We start from the raw sequence: 20,501 nt of genomic DNA on the forward strand, positions 1-20,501 counted from the left end.
AGTAAAGTAAAAAAACAAACTATTTAATTTATGGTGTATTTATAATTTTTTATGATGATCAGGTATATTATTATGTCCTGGGCCAAAATCTTCCCTTAGAAATGATTTCATATATGCATAAATAGGATAACCATAGAAATTCTGATTATACTTAACATCAAACACAGATTTTAAGCCATCTAAACTTGTACCCCAAAATGACTCTGCTGTATTGTCACCATTAGAATATAATGTTACAACAGATTTACTCATAACCTCTGTTGTTTTCTCATCATATTTTGCTCCTGCTGAAATCTTCCACAGATTAAATGTTGATTCTATAGCTTTTTTTACTTCAGAATAGGAATATTCACTTTCTATAGCTACAAAAGCAAATCTACCATAAGAAACTTTCTGTGCATAAACCGAATAAAGTATATATTCTGGTGTATTTTGAAATAATTCAACATAATCAATACAAACTTCGGGTGGAAGTATTTTACTTTTTTTCTTATCAAGATCATTAATAGATTTAGATTTAAAAAAACCTTCTCTATTAGGTTCAAAAATAACATCAAATGAAGTACTAATTAATCTTGCGAGATAGATACTTCTAGTATTTATTTTTTTAGAGTTACTGGTCATTTTTGCTGTGAAAATCTTACCAAACCCAGCATTTGCTGAAAAAGCTTTTTCTACATCTGAGTAACTATAACATTCGGTTGCTGAGTAATCGGTTTCTCTTTTAGCTCCAGAGTTTATATAATCTTTATAATTTGATGAATTAAGTGCTTTTGATAAATTTTCATTATAAGTTGAAAATCCACTTCCTTGATTTTCTACCCCTCTAATAACATAAGGGTTTGAAAACATAAAATTGAGATCATAGGGAGCTTTCTCTTCTCTTAATTCTCTAGTAAAAGGGCTGTATGACGCATAGGCCTCATGGTGCAAAAAAGTTGCTCCAGGATATATCATTGGATTATTAGGAAAAAAATCTTCATTTGCTCTTGCTACTGCACCAGAAGATATACCTGCACTAGGTTTTAGATTTTGAACATTAAGATCCCCTAAAAATGTCTCATTATCTGATCTATTTGAAGTTTTAATATCCCATGTAAAAGCCTTATTATCGAAACGTCCTGCTTTAGTAACTTTAGTTTCTTCTGTTCTCAGATTATTATCGCTCTGATCCCTATTACAGGAAACAAAAGTAATTGCAGCTATTCCTATTACAGAGAACATTAAAAAAAATCGATTTTTTTTCATATATAATTATTTTGGTAGGTGTTTTTATAAAATAATAACCTCTGGGAGATAGATTAAAACCTCCCAAAGATTAAATAGTTATTTGCTGAAAGTTTTGCTTCCGTCAGTTTGCAAGGCAAATTTAAAATTGTAATATCCAGAGTCATTTAAGGCAGCTTGATCTGAAATTGTAGCTGGGGCTCCTTTATAATAACTCGTAATCTGAATTTTGGCATACTTACCATCTCCCGTTTTAATAACAATAATATTTCCTGCTATTGGAGTAATAAGGTGACTTGGTGGGCCAGAATAATTATACCATCCTTTAGTTGCTCCTGTTGTTATTGCCAAGTCATCCCCGCTATTTCCACTGTCTGTTTTAAAGGTAGCATCTTCAGGTGCTGTTTTTACACCATCAAAAGAAGTTCCTTTTACAATCGTAGCAGCTCCTTTTCCTTTTCTTGCGGTTCCCCCGTTAATAATAATTTTTGTTTTATTAAAACCTATATCCCACTTATCTGTGTCCTGTTCTGTAGAAGCAATAACTTTATTTTCACGAAGGCTGTATAATGTAAATTTATCTGTTGCAACTGTCGCTCCATCAACGTCTTTCACATCTTGTGTCTTAACAGTTGCTGATGGGTTTACTGGTGCTGGTTCAGAGCCTCTGTCATTACTGGAACATGATGCCAGTGATAGTAATCCGATTGCTGTAGTAAAAAGTAATTTTTTCATATATAATATATTAATAAGTTATTTTAAAGCTCACCCATAGTAATCTTCCGGCAAACTCTGGGTTAAATTGTATATTTTTGAAATTCGTGATATTATCAGAACCTATGCTGATATGATAGTTTTTGAAAATCTTCTTTCCTAGCGAAGCGTTGAGTAAGAAATAACCTGGTGCCATTTCGGATTTATTATTGATAATTCCGTTGCCGTCTGTGTCTGCAAAGCCATATTCGCCTCTATAGATTCCTCTTACATTGAAGAACCATCCATTTTTGTCCTCATAAAATAGCTTAGCATTGAAGGTATGTTTACTTCTTCCCGGAATGCCATAGTAATCTCCGGGGCCTAATATGATATAGTTTCCTCTGTCATTATTCCCACCTAATTTTCCGGCTTTTATACGGTCTAAAACATCTTTATCTTTTGCCTCAAGGTATTGATAGCCTCCTGCAAACGTAAAATTGTTCAGGAAACTTACAGACAATTCTGTTTCTATTCCCTGAGTAAAGACTTTGTTAAAGTTCTGATAAGAGAAAACACTCTGTCCGTTTTCTTTTCTGGCAATAGGAACTGTCTGAATAAGATTGTCAATATCATTACGGAATATATTCACTTTGGCAACTACTCCTTTAGCTGGTTTTAATGTTGCACCTAAATTATAGGCCCATGAACTCTCAGGTTTTAGCTCACTAATTTTTGAAGGATCTATAAGTACATTTTCTTGTTTTACAATTCCCTGCACTATCATTTTGGCCAGTTCTACACCAACCTCCTGTGTTCCTAATACAGAATAACCTACTAAATTATTGGTGAAGTTAAGATAGAGCTGTCTGAAGTCCGGAGCCTTAAATCCGCGTCCTGCAGAAGCCTGAATACTTAGAAACTTAAAGACCTGTATATCTGTTGCCAACTTTGGACTAAACTGAGATCCGAATACACTGTTGTTATCATATCGGAATCCTGCCTGGATATTCCAACCCTGCATAGGTGTATAAGCAATCTGCCCTAGTCCATAAAACTGATTTGAAGATTTTCTCTCATTATATCTATTGGCTTCAATATCCTGATAAATAATACCTGCACCTAAAGTTGTCTGCCATTTTTTACTCCACTTGATATCAGTAAAGTTTTCAGCTTTAGCATAGCGTTCTCTAAAGTAGGTTTCATCCATTACCTGTCCGCCATCTACAAACTTATACTGAGAATCGTTGTTCGATGCAGACATATAAAGCCTTAATCTGGAAGTAACTTTATCATTGGGTGTCCATGTAGCCTGTGGGGCAATGTTGTAGTCTTTGTTTTTAGAGTAACCATCAACTTTTTGCCCCTGGCTAAGCATTTTCCCATCCTGATCGTCATAATAATATCTTGCATACAGCCCAAATTTCCATTTACTATTAGGTGTAAAGTTGATATTGGTGGAATATGTGAAGTTTTCGAATGGATTCACTGTTTTCCCATAGCTGTCTGCTCCGGAATTAAGGCTGTAGCCTTCGGAACTATAACGGTTGGCAGATAGGTTTACTGAAAATTTATCTCTTCGGATGTTGATGTCTCCACCAAAATCTATGTTGGTATTGGTCCCGTAGCGCAAGCTTAAACTTCCTGAATCTTTGGTTGCTGTTTCGGTAATGATATTAACTACTCCGGCTAAAGCATCTGATCCGTATAGTGAGGAACTGGGGCCCTTTATAATCTCTATTCTCTTAATATTATTTACGGTAATTCTGGAAAGATCCAGTGTTCCCGCAGTCCTTCCGACCAAAGGTTCTCCATTTATAAGTATTAGTGTATATTCACCGGTCATCCCCTGCATTTGCAGGCTTGTACCATGGTTTGGGGTAATAATAAGACCCGTTTGCTCTGCAAGAATATCACTTAATCGTACACTTCCTGACTGCTGAATCTGTTTTTTATCTATAACCTTTATAGGAATAGGAACTTCCTTTACTTTCTGCTCGAAAGTATTTCCGGATACCACAACTTCTTCAATCTCCTTTTCTTTCTCAGATTGTTGTTGAGCACCCACAGCTATAGAAGCTGAAAGACAGAAAAACAAGACAGCTTTTTTCATAATCTTCTTTTGTGCAAAATTATATTTATTTATTCTAAATTAAGACATGAAATTAATCATATTTTATTTAGACTAAATTTAAATAACTTTGATGTATAAAATTTAACGAAGACAAATAGTTTATATTCAGGCTACTTAATTAAGCAGTAAACTGATTGAAAACAGACATATACATTCAGTAAACAATGATCCTATACTGAAATACAGAAGCCGGAACTAAAGTTCCGGCTTCGTCAATTATTACAATCTTTAAAAAATTTAAGCTTTCTTTTTCTTCCTTCTGCCCCACCAGATCATAAACCCGGTTACAGGTAATGATGCACAGATCAGACTCACAATAAAGGCTATAATCTTAGTCGGCAGTCCCAATATAGCTCCTACATGAATATCATAATTAGCCCCCACAACCTTCTCTCCAAAATTTTTGTCTTTAGGGTCATGTGTATGAAGCAAGTCACCAGAGTTTTCATCAAAAATAAGGCTGCTGTTTTTATGATAAGAATAAGATAAATGTTTTACATAAACTTCAAAGTTAGCATGTTCATGATCATCCATATGCTCGTGTCCAAGGTCTAATGCAAAACCATAAGACTCAGGGTACTTTTCCTTAACAGTATTAATAATCTTATCCAGTGTTCTGTCTGTTCTCATTTCTACAGGAGCTTTGGTCTTAATATGTGTAAAATCCGGATATTTTGTATTCCCTCCGGAGAAAACAATATAGATCATTGCCTGAACAACGAAAAACGCATAAAACAACCCTGTAATGGAGAAGATCAAAGCAAATATAGAAGCATAGAAGCCCAGAACATTATGAAGGTCATAATTCTTCCTTTTCCAGCTTTTAATGTTTTTCCATTTAAAAGAAAATCGTTGTTTTCTCGCCGCTTTATTTTTAGGCCACCAAAGGACAATTCCTGTAATTAACATAACCATAAAAATAATCACCGGAATACCTACCACATAAGAACCCCATTCCTGTTTTAGCAGAAAGCTCCAGTGGATCATCTTTACAATATTGAAAAATCCGTTTTTCTCATCATATACTCTTAGAACTTTTCCTGTATAGGGATTTACGTAAGCTTGCTTGTAAACAGGAAATTCATCAAAATAGTTCCATGCCTTCGGATTATGCTCATACCAGAAGAACATGTAAGACTGTTTCTTATCTATCGGGATATTTACCCAGTGAACGGGATATTTTTCTTTCACCTGCTCTACCACCAGCTTTTCCATAACCTTTATAGGAAGGATCTGCTTGTTTTCAATATTCTGTTCGTTATGGTAGATTACATCTTTTCGGGTATAGTTTTCAACCTCATCTTTGAAAACATACAAAGCTCCGGTTATAGAAATAATAAATATGAGAAAGCCAATAGAAAGACCAAACCAGAGGTGCAGCTTTCCAGACCATTTTTTGAAGAATCCCGGCTTCTTTTTATGATGATGTTTTTTCATATCCTGTCAGTGAAAATAAATTCGCCCAAAGATAAGCTTCTTTTTTTATTTAGATTAATTAAAATTTATATTCAATCATAAAAGTTCCTCTCATCCCCATAGAATTGACAAATTCATTGTCACGCGCATTCCACCATGCAACCGCAGGCTGGTAAAGCTTATCAAAAAGATTCTCAATACCTAATGACAGTTTCCAGTTCTTATTTACCTCATAGCTGGATTTCAAATTAAAAATGGTGTATTCCGGAACAAAACCTTCACCATATGTAAATTGGCCTGTTTTAGGATTTGGCTGGAAACGATCCTGCTTAAAGGAATGCATCATATCCAATCCTACAGAAAGTGCCTGAATTGGTCTAACCTGTACATAGGCTAAAACTTTGGGTGCGGAGATCCTGCTGTTATTAATCTTTGCAGAATAATCACCATCATCTTTCAGTGATGTAACACCCTCCATCCAGCTGTAGCTGGTGCCGAAATTGATCCATCGGGCTAGTGTAAAGTGCAGAAATCCTTCTACCCCATACACAACTTCCGGCGCTCTGAGTATAGTAAGAGACCTGTCCGGACTTTGTACAAATGTTGCCCCTAGTTTGGAAGTACTTACATAAGATGTAATCTCATAGTTAATCCACTTAGCAAGTTGTCCGGTTGCTCCAAATTCATAATTGTTTACAATAATAGGCTTGGTTTCCAGACTGGCAATTGTACTGGCTGTAGATGTTCTTAATATCCTTCCCAACTCATTAATGGAATAAGCCTGTGAGAAGCTACCAAATAAGTTGATGTAGGGCTGAACATTATAACGTACACCTATATTTCCAACAAGGGCATTATATTCCAAATTTCCGCCTTTTACAAATATACTCTTGGTAAAAGTTCCGTCACTTTTAAGTGTAGACAGGGTATTAAAATCCCCCACTTTTACTTTCATATTTTCATAGCGCAACCCTCCTTTTATCGTTAGCTTTTTTAATAAATCAATTTTTATTAATGCAAAAGGCGCTATGTTTGTCATATCCATATCCGGAGTCCAATAACGTCCGTCTTCCAGCTTCTGAACAGTCTGATCATTTAGGATATCTACTCCATAGATAACTTCAGCCTGAGAGTTCGCTGTATTCCATAACTGTGTATCCAGATTTATTCTTGCCCCTTTTTTCTTTGAAATTACGTTGGATTGCCCTCCGTTCAGGAAAGTATCACTATACCCATAAACAGTTCTGAAATCCTGATAATAAAGATTTACATTCAGAGAAGTACCATTGAAAAGGTTTTTGTTATCGTAACTCAATTTATAGTTATGATTCCTGGGTGTTCCTTGCGGGGTTGTCTCCAATCCAAGACCTTTGCCTTCTCCTATAGTTGGAGTAATACCATATTTACCGGTTTTTAATCCCAAATTCAAATCGGATTTTGATGCATAACCAATATAAGAGGCTTCTATTCGCTGATTTTCATTGATGTTATAACCCAGCTTCAGCATCCCATTATAGTTGTCCATCTTTGCTGTGCTGTAAGAAGGGCTAAGATTTACACCATTGGCATCTTTCATATATCCCGTTCTTTCATAGGCTAATAAAGCAACATAATCGAATTTATCCGATAGTTTACCCAAAAGAAGCTGGCTCGCTCTTACTCCAAGCGTCCCGCCATAAGGTTGACCTGTAAAGCCAATTTGAGAAATTCCGGATATCTTCTTGTCCGATTTGCTCCTTCTCGTTATATAATTAATGATACCTCCGTCTGCTCCGTTTCCGTAGATGGAAGATGCTCCTTTAATAACTTCTATACGTTCTATTGAAGAGGGATCTATTACCCTGATATCTCTTCCTCCGTTTCTCAACGGTGTCGATTGTGGCACACCATCTATCAGTACCAGCACCTGTCTGCCCCTAAGGGTTTGCCCTGTATTGGAAGTCTGTCCGGCACTAGGCCCTAAACTGGGAACTGTATATTGTAAAATACTTGTAATATCAGAGTTTACAGTTAATTGGGATTGTACCTGTTTTTCTCCTACAATAGTAACAGAACTTGGTACTTCTTTTATATTCTCTTTTTTTCTTGAAGCAGTAAGTATAACCTCGTCTACACTTTTGGTGTTCAGGCTGTCATTTTTTTGCCCAAATATATTGATTGCAGCAAGACAAGCTGCAGTTAGTATGACCTTATTCATTTTTAATGTGTGCTTATATTTTCTTTTTCTTCTGTTTTCCCCACCATACTAAAAATCCTGTTACAGGTAAAGATGTACATATAAGCCCTGTAATAAACCAGATTATTTTTCCAAACAGCCCAAAATAGGACCCGGTATGAATGTCATAGTTGGCGTTAGAATATTTCTCTGCAGCATTTAGGCTTTCATGAGATTTATTCAGAAGGATTTTTCCTGAATATTTATCAAAAATGATCTGATGCCTTTCGCTGTACCTGCCCTCTTTCTGATAGACCGTTACTGGGATATTTTTCAGTTCCTTTCCTTTCTTATTTTTTCCGCTTAGGGGAATTCTGAAACTTGATGATCCGGGATAATGTAATCTTGTCTGCTGTGCGGTAAGATCATACACAGAACTGTTCTTTATTGTAAGTGAATCCGGTGATTTAATATCTTTCTCTTTTTTGAGCTCTGCGGATCCGGATAGGGCATAATTGAATACATTCTTCACGTACGGATAAGTAAAATAGATTCCGGTGACAGCCATTATTAATCCAATAAATGAAGCATAGAAACCTAAAATATTGTGAAGATCATAGTTTTTACGTTTCCAGGTTTTCACATTCTTCCAGTCGAAACTAAATCGTCCTTTTCTTGCTTTTTTATTTTTCGGCCACCATAATACAATTCCGGTAATCAGCATAAAAATAAAGAGTACAACTGGAATTCCGATAACATATTCTCCCCATTCAGAATTCAGTAAAAGACTCCAATGAAGGTATTTCATAAGCATGAAAAAATCGTACTTCTCATTATATACTGCTTGTATATCACCTGTGTACTGATTCACATAAATAAGTTTATTGACCTTCACCTGACCGAAGTAATTCCATCCTTTCTTGCTCTTTTCATAGTAAGAAAACATATAGGACTTATTTTTGTCTAACGGGATTTCTACAGCGCTCACAGGATATTTCTCCGGAACATGAGTCATCACCTTTTTACGGAGTACTTCTATGGGCAAGGCCTGTTCCTTTACAGACTGTGGCTTTACATAAATAGCCTCTTTTCGGAGCACGTTCTGTACCTCGTCTTTAAAAACAAATAAAGTCCCCGATAAGGACACTATGAGAACAATAAACCCGACAGATAGCCCCAGCCAAAGATGTAATTTGGCAGACCATATTTTAAAAAATCCAGGCTTCTTTTTATGATGATGTTTCTTTTTCATTCTAAAATTACATTAGAATAAACATTATCCCGATGCCCTATTCTTCTGGTACCGCTTACATTTCTTACAATACTTTCTGACATATTTAAGGTAGTCTGATCAGCCAGAATATGAGAACTTTTGGACTGAACATTCTGAGGGAGTTCTATATTTGGGGGCAACAATCTTAACGATCCCGAAACTTCATTTTGTTTATATCTCTGATAATATATCCCGCTAATAACTACTTCATCGATATTTTTTGACTTAAGAGAGTTTTCTTCCTGCGCAAAAAACAATACAGAACCTAATAAAGAGGCACATATTAGTGCTTTATTCATGTTTGCAATTTTTGGCAAAGATATTATCTTTAACAATTCTAAATAAATTTTATTTTTCTATCAAATTTATTTTATTTATTATAAATATAAATAATGTAAGCCAAACTTAGTAATCAAAGAGCCTTACAAAAATACCTTCTCATACTATAAACATGAAAACATGAGATAGGTCATAAAAAAACCGCCAGCCTAAGGCTGACGGTTTTCAACAATATTTAAATTAAAGATTATTAAGCCGGGATCTCTCCTTTATAAAGGAAAGAAACGATCTCTTTGTTAATTTTATCTACCATCTCACTAAATAAGAAGAAAGATTCTTGCTTGTAGATTACTAACGGATCTTTTTGTTCGTAAACAGCCCCTTGAGAAGATCTTCTAAGGTCATCCATCTCACGAAGGTGGTTTTTCCAGTTTTCATCGATAATACCTAAAGAAATATTCTTTTCAAAATCTGTAATCAAAGACTCACAGTGTGTTTCATAAGCCTTCTGAAGGTCAGTAACAATAGTTAGTGTTCTGTGACCATCGCTGAAAGGAACCTGAATCATTTTGAACATACTACCTTGGTTTTGGTATACATTCTCGATAATAGGGAAAGCTTTCTCTTTCAATAAAGCTAACTTCTGCTTGTAGTCTTCTACAGCTGTATTGTATACTTTATCAATTAGTGCAGGTGCCTGCATATTTTTGAATTCGGATTCAGAAACCGGAACATCCATTGTAAAATTCTTAATAATTTCGAATTCAAATTCCTTGAAATTATTATCTGCTTTTGTTTGGTTAACAATAGATCCTGCCGTTTCGTAGATCATGTTCATAATATCAAACTTCAGGTGCTCTCCGAATAAAGCATTTTTTCTACGCTTATAGATAACATCACGTTGTTTGTTCATTACATCATCATACTCCAATAATCTCTTACGAATACCAAAGTTATTCTCTTCTACTTTCTTCTGAGCTCTTTCGATGGAACGACTGATCATAGAGTGCTGAATCACATCTCCGTCTTTGTGCCCCATCTTATCCATCATTTTCGCAATTCTTTCTGAACCGAAAAGGCGCATCAGATTATCTTCCAAAGAAACATAGAACTGAGAGCTTCCCGGATCTCCCTGACGGCCTGCACGACCTCTTAACTGTCTGTCCACACGTCTGGAATCATGTCTTTCAGTACCAATAATTGCTAAACCACCCGCTTCTTTTACCTCTTTAGAAAGCTTGATATCGGTACCACGACCTGCCATGTTTGTTGCAATAGTTACAACTCCCGGTTGTCCGGCTCCGGCAACAATTTCAGCTTCTTTCTTGTGAAGCTTGGCATTAAGTACCTGGTGTTGTATTTTTCTTAATTGAAGTGCTTTTGATAATAGCTGAGAAATCTCTACTGACGTTGTACCAACAAGTACTGGCCTTCCGGCAGCTGTAAGTTTCTCAATTTCTTCAATTACTGCGTTATACTTCTCACGGTTGGTTTTATATACCAAATCGTGTTTATCGTGTCTCTGGATTGGTCTGTTGGTAGGGATTACCACTACGTCCAATTTGTAGATTTCCCAAAGTTCTCCTGCCTCTGTTTCTGCAGTACCCGTCATCCCTGCAAGCTTGTTGTACATACGGAAATAGTTCTGTAATGTAATCGTTGCAAAGGTTTGGGTTGCTGCTTCAATTTTCACATTTTCTTTTGCTTCAATTGCCTGGTGTAGACCATCTGAGTAACGTCTTCCCTCCATAATACGACCTGTCTGCTCATCAACGATCTTAACTTCACCGTCAATTACCACATATTCATCATCTTTTTCGAATAATGAATAAGCTTTAAGTAATTGACTTAAAGTATGTACACGTTCAGATTTTACAGCAAAGTCACGGTACAATTCTTCTTTAGCAGCAAATTCTTCTTCTTTAGGGAGGTTTTGCTTTTCTAGTTCTGCAATTTCAGTTGCTATATCAGGAAGAACGAAGAAACCAGGGTCTGAATTACCCTGCGACATATATTCCACCCCTTTATCGGTAAGGTCTACCTGATTGTTTTTCTCGTCGATTACGAAATAAAGGTCTTTATCTACCTTTGGCATTTCGCGGTTGTTATCCGCCATATATTGCGCCTCAGTCTTCTGTAAAAGCGCTCTGTTTCCTTCCTCTGAAAGGAATTTAATTAATTGTCTGTTTTTTGGCAATCCTCTGAATGCCTGAAGAAGTTTGAATCCACCTTCTTTTTTGTTTCCTGCTGCAATAAGTTTTTTTGCTTCGTTGAAGATACCTGTAATGGTCTTTTTCTGTACCTCTACAATACGATCAACACTTGGCTTTAACAGATCGAATTCTTGTCTGTCTCCTTGCGGAACAGGACCAGAGATAATAAGCGGAGTCCTTGCATCATCTACCAATACAGAGTCTACTTCATCCACAATCGCATAGTTTAATTCACCCTGAACTAATTCTTCAGGACTGTTTACCATGTTATCTCTCAGGTAATCAAAACCAAATTCATTATTGGTGCCGTAGGTAATACTGGACCTATATGCTTTTCTTCTGCTTTCGGAGTTGGGTTGGTGATTGTCGATACAATCTACGGAAAGACCGTGAAATTCAAAGATAGGAGCCATCCATGCCGAGTCACGTTTTGCAAGGTAATCGTTTACCGTTACCACATGTACACCACGTCCCGGAAGGGCATTAAGGAAAATAGGTAAAGTTCCTACTAACGTTTTACCTTCACCGGTTGCCATCTCTGCAATCTTACCTTGGTGAAGTATTGTTCCCCCGATAAACTGAACGTCATAATGTACCATATCCCACTTCACAGCAGTACCGGCAGCGTCCCACTCGCTCTTCCAGATTGCCTGATCCCCTTCTATTACAACAAAATCTTTTGTTGCAGCCAGTTCGCGGTCTCTGTCTGATGCAGTTACACGGATTTCACCATTTTGTGCCCATCTTCTTGCAGTTTCTTTCAACAATGCAAAAGCCTCTGGAAGAATATCTCCTAAAACTTTCTCTTCTTGCTGATATGCAACTTTATTAAGATCTGCTACCTGCCCGTAAAGCGCTTCTTTCTCGTCAACATTCTCAGTTGTCTCAATTTTGCTTTGGATATCCTCTATTTGCTTACGTACATTCGCTGTAGCATCCTGAATTTTTTGTTGAAATTCTCTGGTCTTTTCTCTAAGCCCGTCATCTGAAAGCTGTCCAATAGCCGGCTCAGTTTTTTTTATCTTCTCTACTACTTTTTTTACTTCCTTCAGGTCTTTTTCGTTTTTGTTACCTAAAAAACCCTTGAGAATCGTGTCTAAAAAACCCATTTATATCGCATTTGGCAAATAGCATTTGGCTAATTGCATTAGTTAATCATTAAAAAAAGCCGATAGCTCCATGCAATCAGCCAAACGTTTTATTAATATTCGTCCTCGTTCCAAAGGAAATCCTCATCGGTCGGGTAATCTGACCAAACTTCCTCGATACTTTCATAAATTTCACCTTCATCTTCAATAGCCTGAAGGTTTTCCACAACCTCCATCGGTGCGCCTGTTCTAATAGCATAATCGATTAATTCTGCCTTAGTCATTGGCCATGGTGCATCACTAAGATATGAAGCTAATTCTAATGTCCAGTACATATTTTGAATTTTTTGCAAATGTAAAAAATTAGGTGGGATATTAATTAATTTTCCACCTCTAACTCACTATTTTTTTGTTTTTTTTCTCAAAAACCATTCCACAAATATTTTTATGCCATTTTGGAACTTAGTCTTTGGCTGATAGCCTATTAAAGTTTTTGCTTTCAGGATATCAGCATTTGTTCTCTGTACATCTCCAGCCTGCATAGGTAACCGTTGAAGAACAGGGACTGCATTCAACTCTTCTGACAGTACCGAAACCATCTCCTGCAGGGTTATTACGTCACTCTCCCCCAGGTTTAGTATCTCATAAACACCGTCATGATTATGAAGATAACTAATTGATTTGGTGACACCGTCTATAATATCGTCTATAAAAGTATAATCTCTGGCAGTAGTCCCATCTCCGTAAAACGGAATTCTTTCGTTAAGATACAGTAAATCAGTAAATTTATGGATAGCAAGATCCGGTCTTTGCCTTGGCCCGTATACTGTAAAGAAACGCAGCTGGATTATGTCAATTTTATATAAACTATGGTACACATGTCCTAATATTTCTCCGCATTTTTTTGTAGCAGCATAAGGAGATATAGGCTCATCTACAAAATCTGTTTCTGCAAACGGCGCCTTTTCATTGTTACCATAAACACTGGAAGATGAAGCACATACAAACTTATTTATTCCAAAATATTTGCAAAGTTCCCAGAGATTCATTGTACCACGGATATTAACTTCTTCATATTCAAGAGGCTTTTCAATAGATGGACGTACTCCTGCTAATGCTGCAAGGTGTATCACCATATCAAAAGAATGTGCCTGAAAGATTTTTTCCAATCCGTCTTTATCCCTGATATCCTGATAGTAAAGTCTGTATTGTTCAGATTTTGTTCTGTCAATAAGCTTTGCTATATCTGTAAGCTTATGATCAAAGTCAAAACCGCTGTCATCACCTACTGACTCCAGTGTATTTTGAACTTTTATCTGGTAGTCATAGAAATTATCAAAGTTGTCCACATTTATGACAGAATGTCCTTCTCTCAATAATCTTTCCACCAAATGTGATCCTATAAAACCAGATCCTCCCGTTACTAAATAATTCATCTTTTTCCTGTTCCTAACAAAAATAATCTTTTCTATAGACATTTATGTTAATTTCGAAATAAATAAATTACTGAAATATTACTTACTTTTACATATACATAATTTATATACAAATGAAATTCTCTGGACAAATACTAAAAATGATCACTGAAAACGGTAAACCTATACAATATTACCTTAATCTTTCAGGTGATTTAATTAGTATGAATCAGCTCTTTGATAAAGAAATAAGCATAAAACATATCGGATATCAGTGTGTTTCCTGCGGGCAGGATCTACCTATTTTCCGTATGGGATTCTGTAAAAAATGTTTTTTTGAAAGTCCATATGCCAGTGAAACAATCCTTCGCCCTGAATTGTCAACAGCTCATTTAGGTATTGAAGAGAGAGATCTGGAGGTTGAGAAAGAAATTCAGTTAGTTCCGCATGTTGTTTATCTGGCCTATACAGGGGATGTAAAAGTTGGTGTAACGAGAGAAACTCAGGTTCCGACACGATGGATTGATCAAGGCGCTACATTTGCCCTTCCCATTGCAAGAACAGAAAACCGATATGAAGCAGGAGTTATAGAGGTAGAGATGAAAAATCACCTTGCAGATAAGACCAACTGGAAAAAAATGCTGCAAACTCTGGAATCGGATGTCGATCTTGCTGATTTCCGTGAAAAAATAAAAGAGTATTTCCCAAAAGATTCGCAAAAATTTTATTCTTCTGATGAAGAAATCTGGAGGCTGGATTATCCATATGAAGCACCAAATGATATAAAAGTATTTACATTGGACAAAAAACCTGAATTTACAGGAGTACTAAAAGGTATAAAAGGTCAATATCTTTACTTTGAAGGCGGAAATTTTATCAACGTAAGAAGCCATGAAGGCTACGTAATAGATTTTTCGGCCGGATAAACGGAAATACGATACACTGATGAAATTAAAGTACAAAAGGTTTTTAAAAATATTCGCTTTTGGTATCGGTATATTAGCGATTCTTTCTTTTGTCGCTTCTTATGGATTTAATTACTGGCTAAAAAATAACCTGCCGGAGATTATTAAAAAGAGATCTCCGTATAATATTACGTATCAGCATCTGGATGTTGATATTAAAACAGGAAATATAACCGCAAAAAAGATTAATATTTCCAATAAAAAACCGAATGATCAAAGTGAAATTGGCTTAGACGGAAGTATCGGAGAACTAAAAATAAGCAGTCTCGGAATATGGGACGCTATATACAATAAAGTAATCAATACAGACGATGTAACATTTGTACAACCGAAATTAAGAGTTGTGCTGGCAAAGCCAAAAGATGAAAAAACAGGCAATAATAATAAACAGCCTATACTTTTTAAAAACATCCATGTACAAAGCGGGGATATAGATATTCTAAAGTTCAATAAAGATTCTCTTGTTACAGTAAAGAATCTGAATCTAGAGTTAACAAACTTCAGAATGACAGAAAAGGATGTAAAGCAAAAACTCCCTGTCGTTTTTGATTCCTACTCTATTTCCGGAGAAAACTTTATCTATCGTGACGAAAACATCTACGATTATAAAGCAAAAAGAATTGCTACCGAAAATGGACAGATGAGTATTAAGGGTTTTGAAATGAAGCCTTTACTCACCCAACAGCAGTTTGCGCAAAAATATCCCAATAAAACAAATCTGTTTTCTGTTACATCTAAAGAAATGACTTTTAAAGATGTTGTTTTTAAAGATAATAAAGTCTCTTTGGCAGAAGTAAAATTTGACACCCCTGACATCAGAATCATGTCAACTAATGGAAAGAGCCCTAAATCTCAGAAAAATTTTTCTTATGATATTGAATTGGATAACATCTCATTAAAAAATGGAAATATACTAATGCTGAAACCAGACGGAAGCCAACATTTTCAGTTAAAAAGAGTTTCTGCCAATATGAATAAAATCCTGATGAACGAGGAAACATCGAAAGGAGAAATCCCATTTAAATATGGTGCTTATAGGTTCGAGACGCATGATTTTCACTATAACCCTGGTAAATATTACGAGCTCTCGTTATCATCTCTTGTTCTGGACAATCATAAAATCACTGTTTCTGATTTCAGCTTTCTTCCGACCATGAGCAGACCTCAGTTCAACAAATCAATCCCGGTACAGGAAGACTTATATACAGTAAAGATTCCTAAAATAGAACTCGCCGGATATAAAGTCTCAAATCTGAACAACCATTTGCAGGTAGAAGTCAACAATCTGAATGTATATCAGATGTACATGAATATTTTCAGCAGTAATCTACCGCCACCAGATCCTACTCCAAGAACATTTTTCTCGGAAAAATTCAGGAAAATTAAATTTCCTTTAACTATACATCATACGAAAGTAATCAATAGTCTTCTGGAATATGAGGAAACAGATAAAGGCGCTTTGGCACCGGGAAAACTTTCTTTTGCGAACCTTAATGTGGGTATCGAAAATATAAATACAGCCAAACTAAAAGGAAAGAATACTATGGTTACCGTAAACGGAAAAACCAGCTTCTTCGGAACTTCTCCAACTACAGTTTGGTGGACCTTTGATGTTGCAAACCCGCAAGATGCTTTTAACTTCAAAGCCAATATCATCAATCTGGATGCCTCCCGAATTAATGATTTTATAAGACCCTATCTGCATGTAAGCACCAGTGGGATGATTAATAGTGTCGATTTTGATTTCAAGGGGAATAAATATGGTATAAAAGGCCCTTTCCTGATGACAAATACCAATCTGAAAGTAGAGCTTCTGGATGAGAAAAACCAGAAAAAGAAGAAATTCCTGAGCTTTCTGACCAACTGGTTTATCAAAAATAACACAGGTAATACTCCTAAACAAATTGATGTAGACTATACCAGAACCGAAAAAAGATCTCTTTTTAATTTATTATGGCGTGGTATAGAAACCGGATTAAAAGGTTCTCTGATTGGTGATACCTCCAAAATTGAAAAGACAGTAGATGACATCAAAGAAAAGAAAGAGAAAATAAAGCAAAAGATTGACGCCCGAAAACAAAATAATCAGGCTAAAAAAGGACTTTTTAACGGCCTCTTTAAAAAGAAAGAAACAACAGACTAGATACTCAGATTTCTACCTTCTCTCTCATCTACAGCAATCCCTGTAAGAAAGTTATTAAATTCTGATCCGGCATAGTTGCTTTCAGCACCATATGAGTCTATAATATATGCCTTTTGTCCTGTAGTATCTTCTACTAAATAAAGCACGGCATTATCAGACGGATTCGAATCACCTTCGAAACGATAAACTTTAATAATTGTAAGATCTTCCGGTTGGTACTCTTTATCGGAATTCTGAAGAACAAATTTTTTATTTTCATTCATTTGAATTTCCTTGTCTACCCCTCTTCTTTTCAAGGTATTCATTACCTGTACCAGAGTTGTCATGTCATTATTTTCCATTGTCTGTAATTTAGTCTACTAAAGTTATGCATTTCCAGGCAAATAAGACTTACTCATTCTCTTTTTAACATAATAAAAAAACCAGACAAAGTTTTGGCTTGTCTGGTTATATCTAAACTGGAAAATTATTCTACTTCAGCTTTTTAATACCCATTTCATACAGTGCAAATGAAAGCAGATCTGCATTCTCTGCAACAACCTGCTCGGTAGAACGTCCCGCTCCGTGCCCCGCATTCGTCTCAATACGAATAAGAACTGGGTTCTTACAAGCCTGTTTTGCCTGTAATTCAGCTCCAAATTTAAATGAATGTGCAGGAACAACTCTGTCATCGTGATCACTCGTAATTACCATTGTAGAAGGGTAACATGTACCTGCTTTTACATTATGTACTGGTGAATAAGATTTCAGGTACTCAAACATTTCCTTACTGTCTTCGGCTGTACCGTAGTCATATGCCCATCCGGCACCAGCTGTAAACTTATTATAACGCAGCATATCCAATACCCCAACACCTGGGAAGGCTACTTTAGCTAAATCAGGGCGCATTGTCATGGTTGCACCAACAAGCAATCCTCCATTCGAACGTCCTGAAAGCGCCATATAATCTTTGGAAGTATAACCATTCTTCTGTAAATATTCCCCTGCAGCAATGAAGTCATTAAAAACATTTTTCTTTTGCTGTTTGGTTCCGGCATCATGCCATTTTTTTCCGTATTCACCTCCACCACGGATATTCGGAACAGCATAAATCCCTCCATTCTCCATCCAGATGGCATTTACAACAGAGAATGCAGGTTGCAGGCTGATATTAAATCCTCCATAGCTATACAATATTGTAGGATTCTTTCCGTCTTTTTTCAGTCCTTTTTTATAACTGATCATCATCGGAATTTTAGTTCCGTCTGCAGACGTATAAAATACCTGCTCAGAAACATAGTTTTCAGGATTGAATTTCACTTTTGGCTTCTGATATACCTCGGATTTCCCTGAATCTACATTAAATTTAAAGATTGTTGGAGGCGTAATATAGTTGGTAAATGAATAATACAGTTCTTTCTCTGTCTTCTCACCACCAAAACCACCAGCAGTACCATTACCTGGAAGTTTAATTTCCCTAACCAGCTTTCCTGTTTTATCATATTGCTTAATCTGACTCAGTGCATCCTTCATATAGGTTGCAAAGAAGTAACCTCCGCCTGAGTTCACACGCATAGGCTCAGATGTTTCAGCAATAACATCCTTCCAGGTTTCAGGCTTCGGATTCTGAATCGTCGTTTTTACCATGCGCATATTAGGCGCATTTTTATCAGTATGCAGGAACAATGTATCTCCATCTGTATCAACCAGGCCTACATTGCTATCAAAACCTGTAACAATTGGGATAAAATCTGTTTTATTCTTAAGATCTTTAATATAAAGCTCGTTACCATTGGTTGCGTTAGCTGCAGAAACTACAAGATACCTCTGATCTTCTGTCACATAACCACTCAAGTATCTTCTTGGGAATTTATCACCGCCAATAATCAGCTCATCCTGAGACTGTTTTGTTCCAAGCTTGTGAAAATACACCTTGTGCTTATCCGTCATTCCGGAAAGTACGCTTCCGTCTTTTGGTTTATCATAGCTGGAATAGAAGAAACCTTCATCTCCTAACCAGGAGATACCACTAAATTTCACATCAAGAAGCGTTTCATCGATTTGTTTTTTAGTTTCTGCATCCAGAATAATAATCTTATTCCAGTCAGATCCCCCTTCAGAGATACTGTAGGCTACTAGCGTGCCCTTTTTGTTGAATGAAAGACTTGCTAAAGAGGTTGTTCCCTTATCAGAAAACTTATTGGGATCTAAAAATACATCTGTCTTACCAGCAGCATCCTTTCTGTATAATACTGATTGAGCCTGCAGACCATCATTTTTATAGAAATAAGTGTATTTACCTTTCTTAAACGGAGCTGAAATCTTTTCATAATTCCAGATATCTAAAAGTTGTTTTTTAAGCTGCTCGCGGAAAGGAATCTGCGCAAGATAATCCTGCGTAAATTTCACCTCCTGTTGTACCCATGCTTTGGTATCTTCAGCTCTGTCATCTTCCAGCCAACGGTATGGGTCTGCTACCTGATTACCAAAATAGGTATCGGTATGATTTACTTTCTTTGTTTCGGGATACTTCAATGAGTTAGAATTTTGTGCTGAAACAGCCGCAAAAGCAAAAGCTGCAACTGCCACAGATAGTTTTTTATACTTCATAGAATTGGTTTTACCAAAAATAGGGAAGTTTTCTTAATTCTAAGAATTCTAATTAAATCTATTTCTAAAAGCTTGTAACATTATTTCAATTGCCCAGCCATTAAAGCAAAAACCTCAGTAAATACTGAGGTTTTAATTTATTGACAAGATGCTTCACACAACAAAGGAATCTGAGGATTGTTATAACACACCTCTATTCCATTATATTTGCGCTGAATATCACAATATTCGTCACAATTCATTGGTGGATTGATAATTACTCCACAACCTCCTTCAATAAATCGAAGCTCTCTTTTAGATAATTTTTTCATAATTAATATTTTAGATTTTTTAGTGTATAAAAAATCCCGGAAAATTCCGGGATTAAGTCCTAACATTCACAAATTTCAGCAACCATACTTAGACATCGTGCTTTTTGTGTCGGAGTCCAATTGCACCATTCGTCACAAGTTGTTGCTGGTGCCGGGCACAAGCCAGCTGCTCCATGAACTGTCTTAAGTTCTCTTTTAGATAACTTTTTCATAATGTAATATTTATAAGGTTTTGGTTTTACTAATATAACATTATTTAATAAAAAACAAAAAACCCCAACTTTCGTTGGGGTTTTAATTTTTATAAAACGCTAAAATTAAGCGTTTGGTGCTACAGATACATAAGATCTGTTATCTCTCTTTTTAGTAAATACTACTTTACCATCAACTAGAGCGAAAAGCGTGTGATCTTTACCGATACCTACATTTTCTCCAGCGTGGTGCTGAGTACCTCTTTGTCTAACGATGATGTTACCCGCGATAGCTTCTTGACCACCGAAAATTTTAACACCTAGTCTTTTAGAGTGTGATTCTCTACCGTTTTTGGAGCTACCTACCCCTTTCTTGTGTGCCATTTTATTTTAACTTTTTTCGGGTTAA

General features: G+C 36.2%; 16 protein-coding genes. 2 read left to right on the forward strand and 14 right to left on the reverse strand.

Going from position 1 to position 20,501, the window contains the following annotated elements:
* Positions 1–39 precede the first annotated feature (39 nt).
* The 10 genes from BAZ10_RS10815 to BAZ10_RS10860 form a co-directional block, all read right to left on the reverse strand.
* Entirely contained in the window at positions 40–1,248 is a 1,209-nt protein-coding gene (locus BAZ10_RS10815; protein WP_245803799.1) for a thiol-activated cytolysin family protein, read from the reverse strand.
* 78 nt (positions 1,249–1,326) lie between these two features.
* On the reverse strand, positions 1,327–1,962 hold the full coding sequence (locus tag BAZ10_RS10820) for an HmuY family protein (RefSeq protein WP_078772066.1): 636 nt from the start codon (positions 1,960–1,962) through the stop codon (positions 1,327–1,329).
* Between the two features lie 10 nt (positions 1,963–1,972).
* The gene (locus BAZ10_RS10825; protein ID WP_078772067.1) at positions 1,973–4,033 is read right to left on the reverse strand and encodes a TonB-dependent receptor plug domain-containing protein; all 2,061 of its coding nucleotides are present in this window, start codon (positions 4,031–4,033) and stop codon (positions 1,973–1,975) included.
* A gap of 258 nt (positions 4,034–4,291) precedes the next feature.
* A complete protein-coding gene (locus tag BAZ10_RS10830; protein WP_024563810.1) occupies positions 4,292–5,491 on the reverse strand; it encodes a PepSY-associated TM helix domain-containing protein in 1,200 nt (399 codons plus the stop codon).
* A 58-nt stretch (positions 5,492–5,549) separates the two neighbouring features.
* Positions 5,550–7,667 carry a TonB-dependent receptor gene (locus tag BAZ10_RS10835; protein ID WP_078772068.1) on the reverse strand — a complete coding sequence of 706 codons (2,118 nt, stop codon included), beginning with the start codon at positions 7,665–7,667 and terminating at the stop codon, positions 5,550–5,552.
* A gap of 13 nt (positions 7,668–7,680) precedes the next feature.
* Positions 7,681–8,877, reverse strand: coding sequence for a PepSY-associated TM helix domain-containing protein (locus BAZ10_RS10840; protein ID WP_078772069.1), 1,197 nt, complete (start codon positions 8,875–8,877; stop codon positions 7,681–7,683).
* Positions 8,874–9,197, reverse strand: coding sequence for a hypothetical protein (locus tag BAZ10_RS10845; RefSeq protein WP_245803800.1), 324 nt, complete (start codon positions 9,195–9,197; stop codon positions 8,874–8,876). Before BAZ10_RS10845 ends, BAZ10_RS10840 begins: the two co-directional genes overlap by 4 nt.
* A 230-nt stretch (positions 9,198–9,427) precedes the next feature.
* Positions 9,428–12,499 (reverse strand): preprotein translocase subunit SecA, encoded by a 3,072-nt coding sequence (gene secA, locus BAZ10_RS10850; RefSeq protein ID WP_078772070.1) that lies wholly within the window; start codon positions 12,497–12,499, stop codon positions 9,428–9,430.
* A gap of 92 nt (positions 12,500–12,591) precedes the next feature.
* Complete coding sequence (locus tag BAZ10_RS10855; RefSeq protein WP_002662059.1) at positions 12,592–12,813, reverse strand: DUF2795 domain-containing protein; 222 nt, start codon at positions 12,811–12,813, stop codon at positions 12,592–12,594.
* Between the two features lie 66 nt (positions 12,814–12,879).
* Entirely contained in the window at positions 12,880–13,914 is a 1,035-nt protein-coding gene (locus tag BAZ10_RS10860) for a GDP-mannose 4,6-dehydratase (RefSeq protein WP_078772071.1), read from the reverse strand.
* Positions 13,915–14,027: 113 nt separating this feature from the next.
* Between BAZ10_RS10860 and BAZ10_RS10865 the strand changes: the two genes are divergently transcribed.
* Together BAZ10_RS10865 and BAZ10_RS10870 are read left to right on the forward strand one after the other, a co-directional pair.
* Positions 14,028–14,819, forward strand: coding sequence for a DUF2797 domain-containing protein (locus BAZ10_RS10865; RefSeq protein ID WP_078772072.1), 792 nt, complete (start codon positions 14,028–14,030; stop codon positions 14,817–14,819).
* Positions 14,820–14,838: 19 nt separating this feature from the next.
* Positions 14,839–17,001 carry a hypothetical protein gene (locus BAZ10_RS10870; RefSeq protein ID WP_078772073.1) on the forward strand — a complete coding sequence of 721 codons (2,163 nt, stop codon included), beginning with the start codon at positions 14,839–14,841 and terminating at the stop codon, positions 16,999–17,001.
* Here BAZ10_RS10870 and BAZ10_RS10875 read toward each other — a convergent pair.
* The 4 genes from BAZ10_RS10875 to rpmA all read right to left on the reverse strand — a co-directional run bounded on the left by BAZ10_RS10875 (position 16,998) and on the right by rpmA (position 20,476).
* A complete protein-coding gene (locus BAZ10_RS10875; protein ID WP_034870840.1) occupies positions 16,998–17,342 on the reverse strand; it encodes a hypothetical protein in 345 nt (114 codons plus the stop codon). The two genes, BAZ10_RS10870 and BAZ10_RS10875, sit on opposite strands and share 4 nt — an antisense overlap.
* A 130-nt stretch (positions 17,343–17,472) precedes the next feature.
* Positions 17,473–19,590 (reverse strand): prolyl oligopeptidase family serine peptidase, encoded by a 2,118-nt coding sequence (locus tag BAZ10_RS10880; RefSeq protein WP_078772074.1) that lies wholly within the window; start codon positions 19,588–19,590, stop codon positions 17,473–17,475.
* Positions 19,591–19,727: 137 nt separating this feature from the next.
* Positions 19,728–19,901: a hypothetical protein gene (locus BAZ10_RS19075; RefSeq protein WP_165690097.1), complete on the reverse strand. Its 174-nt coding sequence runs from the start codon at positions 19,899–19,901 to the stop codon at positions 19,728–19,730.
* A 317-nt stretch (positions 19,902–20,218) separates the two neighbouring features.
* Complete coding sequence (gene rpmA / locus BAZ10_RS10890; RefSeq protein WP_009090203.1) at positions 20,219–20,476, reverse strand: 50S ribosomal protein L27; 258 nt, start codon at positions 20,474–20,476, stop codon at positions 20,219–20,221.
* Positions 20,477–20,501: the final 25 nt, after the last annotated feature.

The sequence above is a fragment of the Elizabethkingia occulta genome, from assembly GCF_002023715.1.
Classification (GTDB): Bacteria; Bacteroidota; Bacteroidia; order Flavobacteriales; family Weeksellaceae; genus Elizabethkingia; species Elizabethkingia occulta.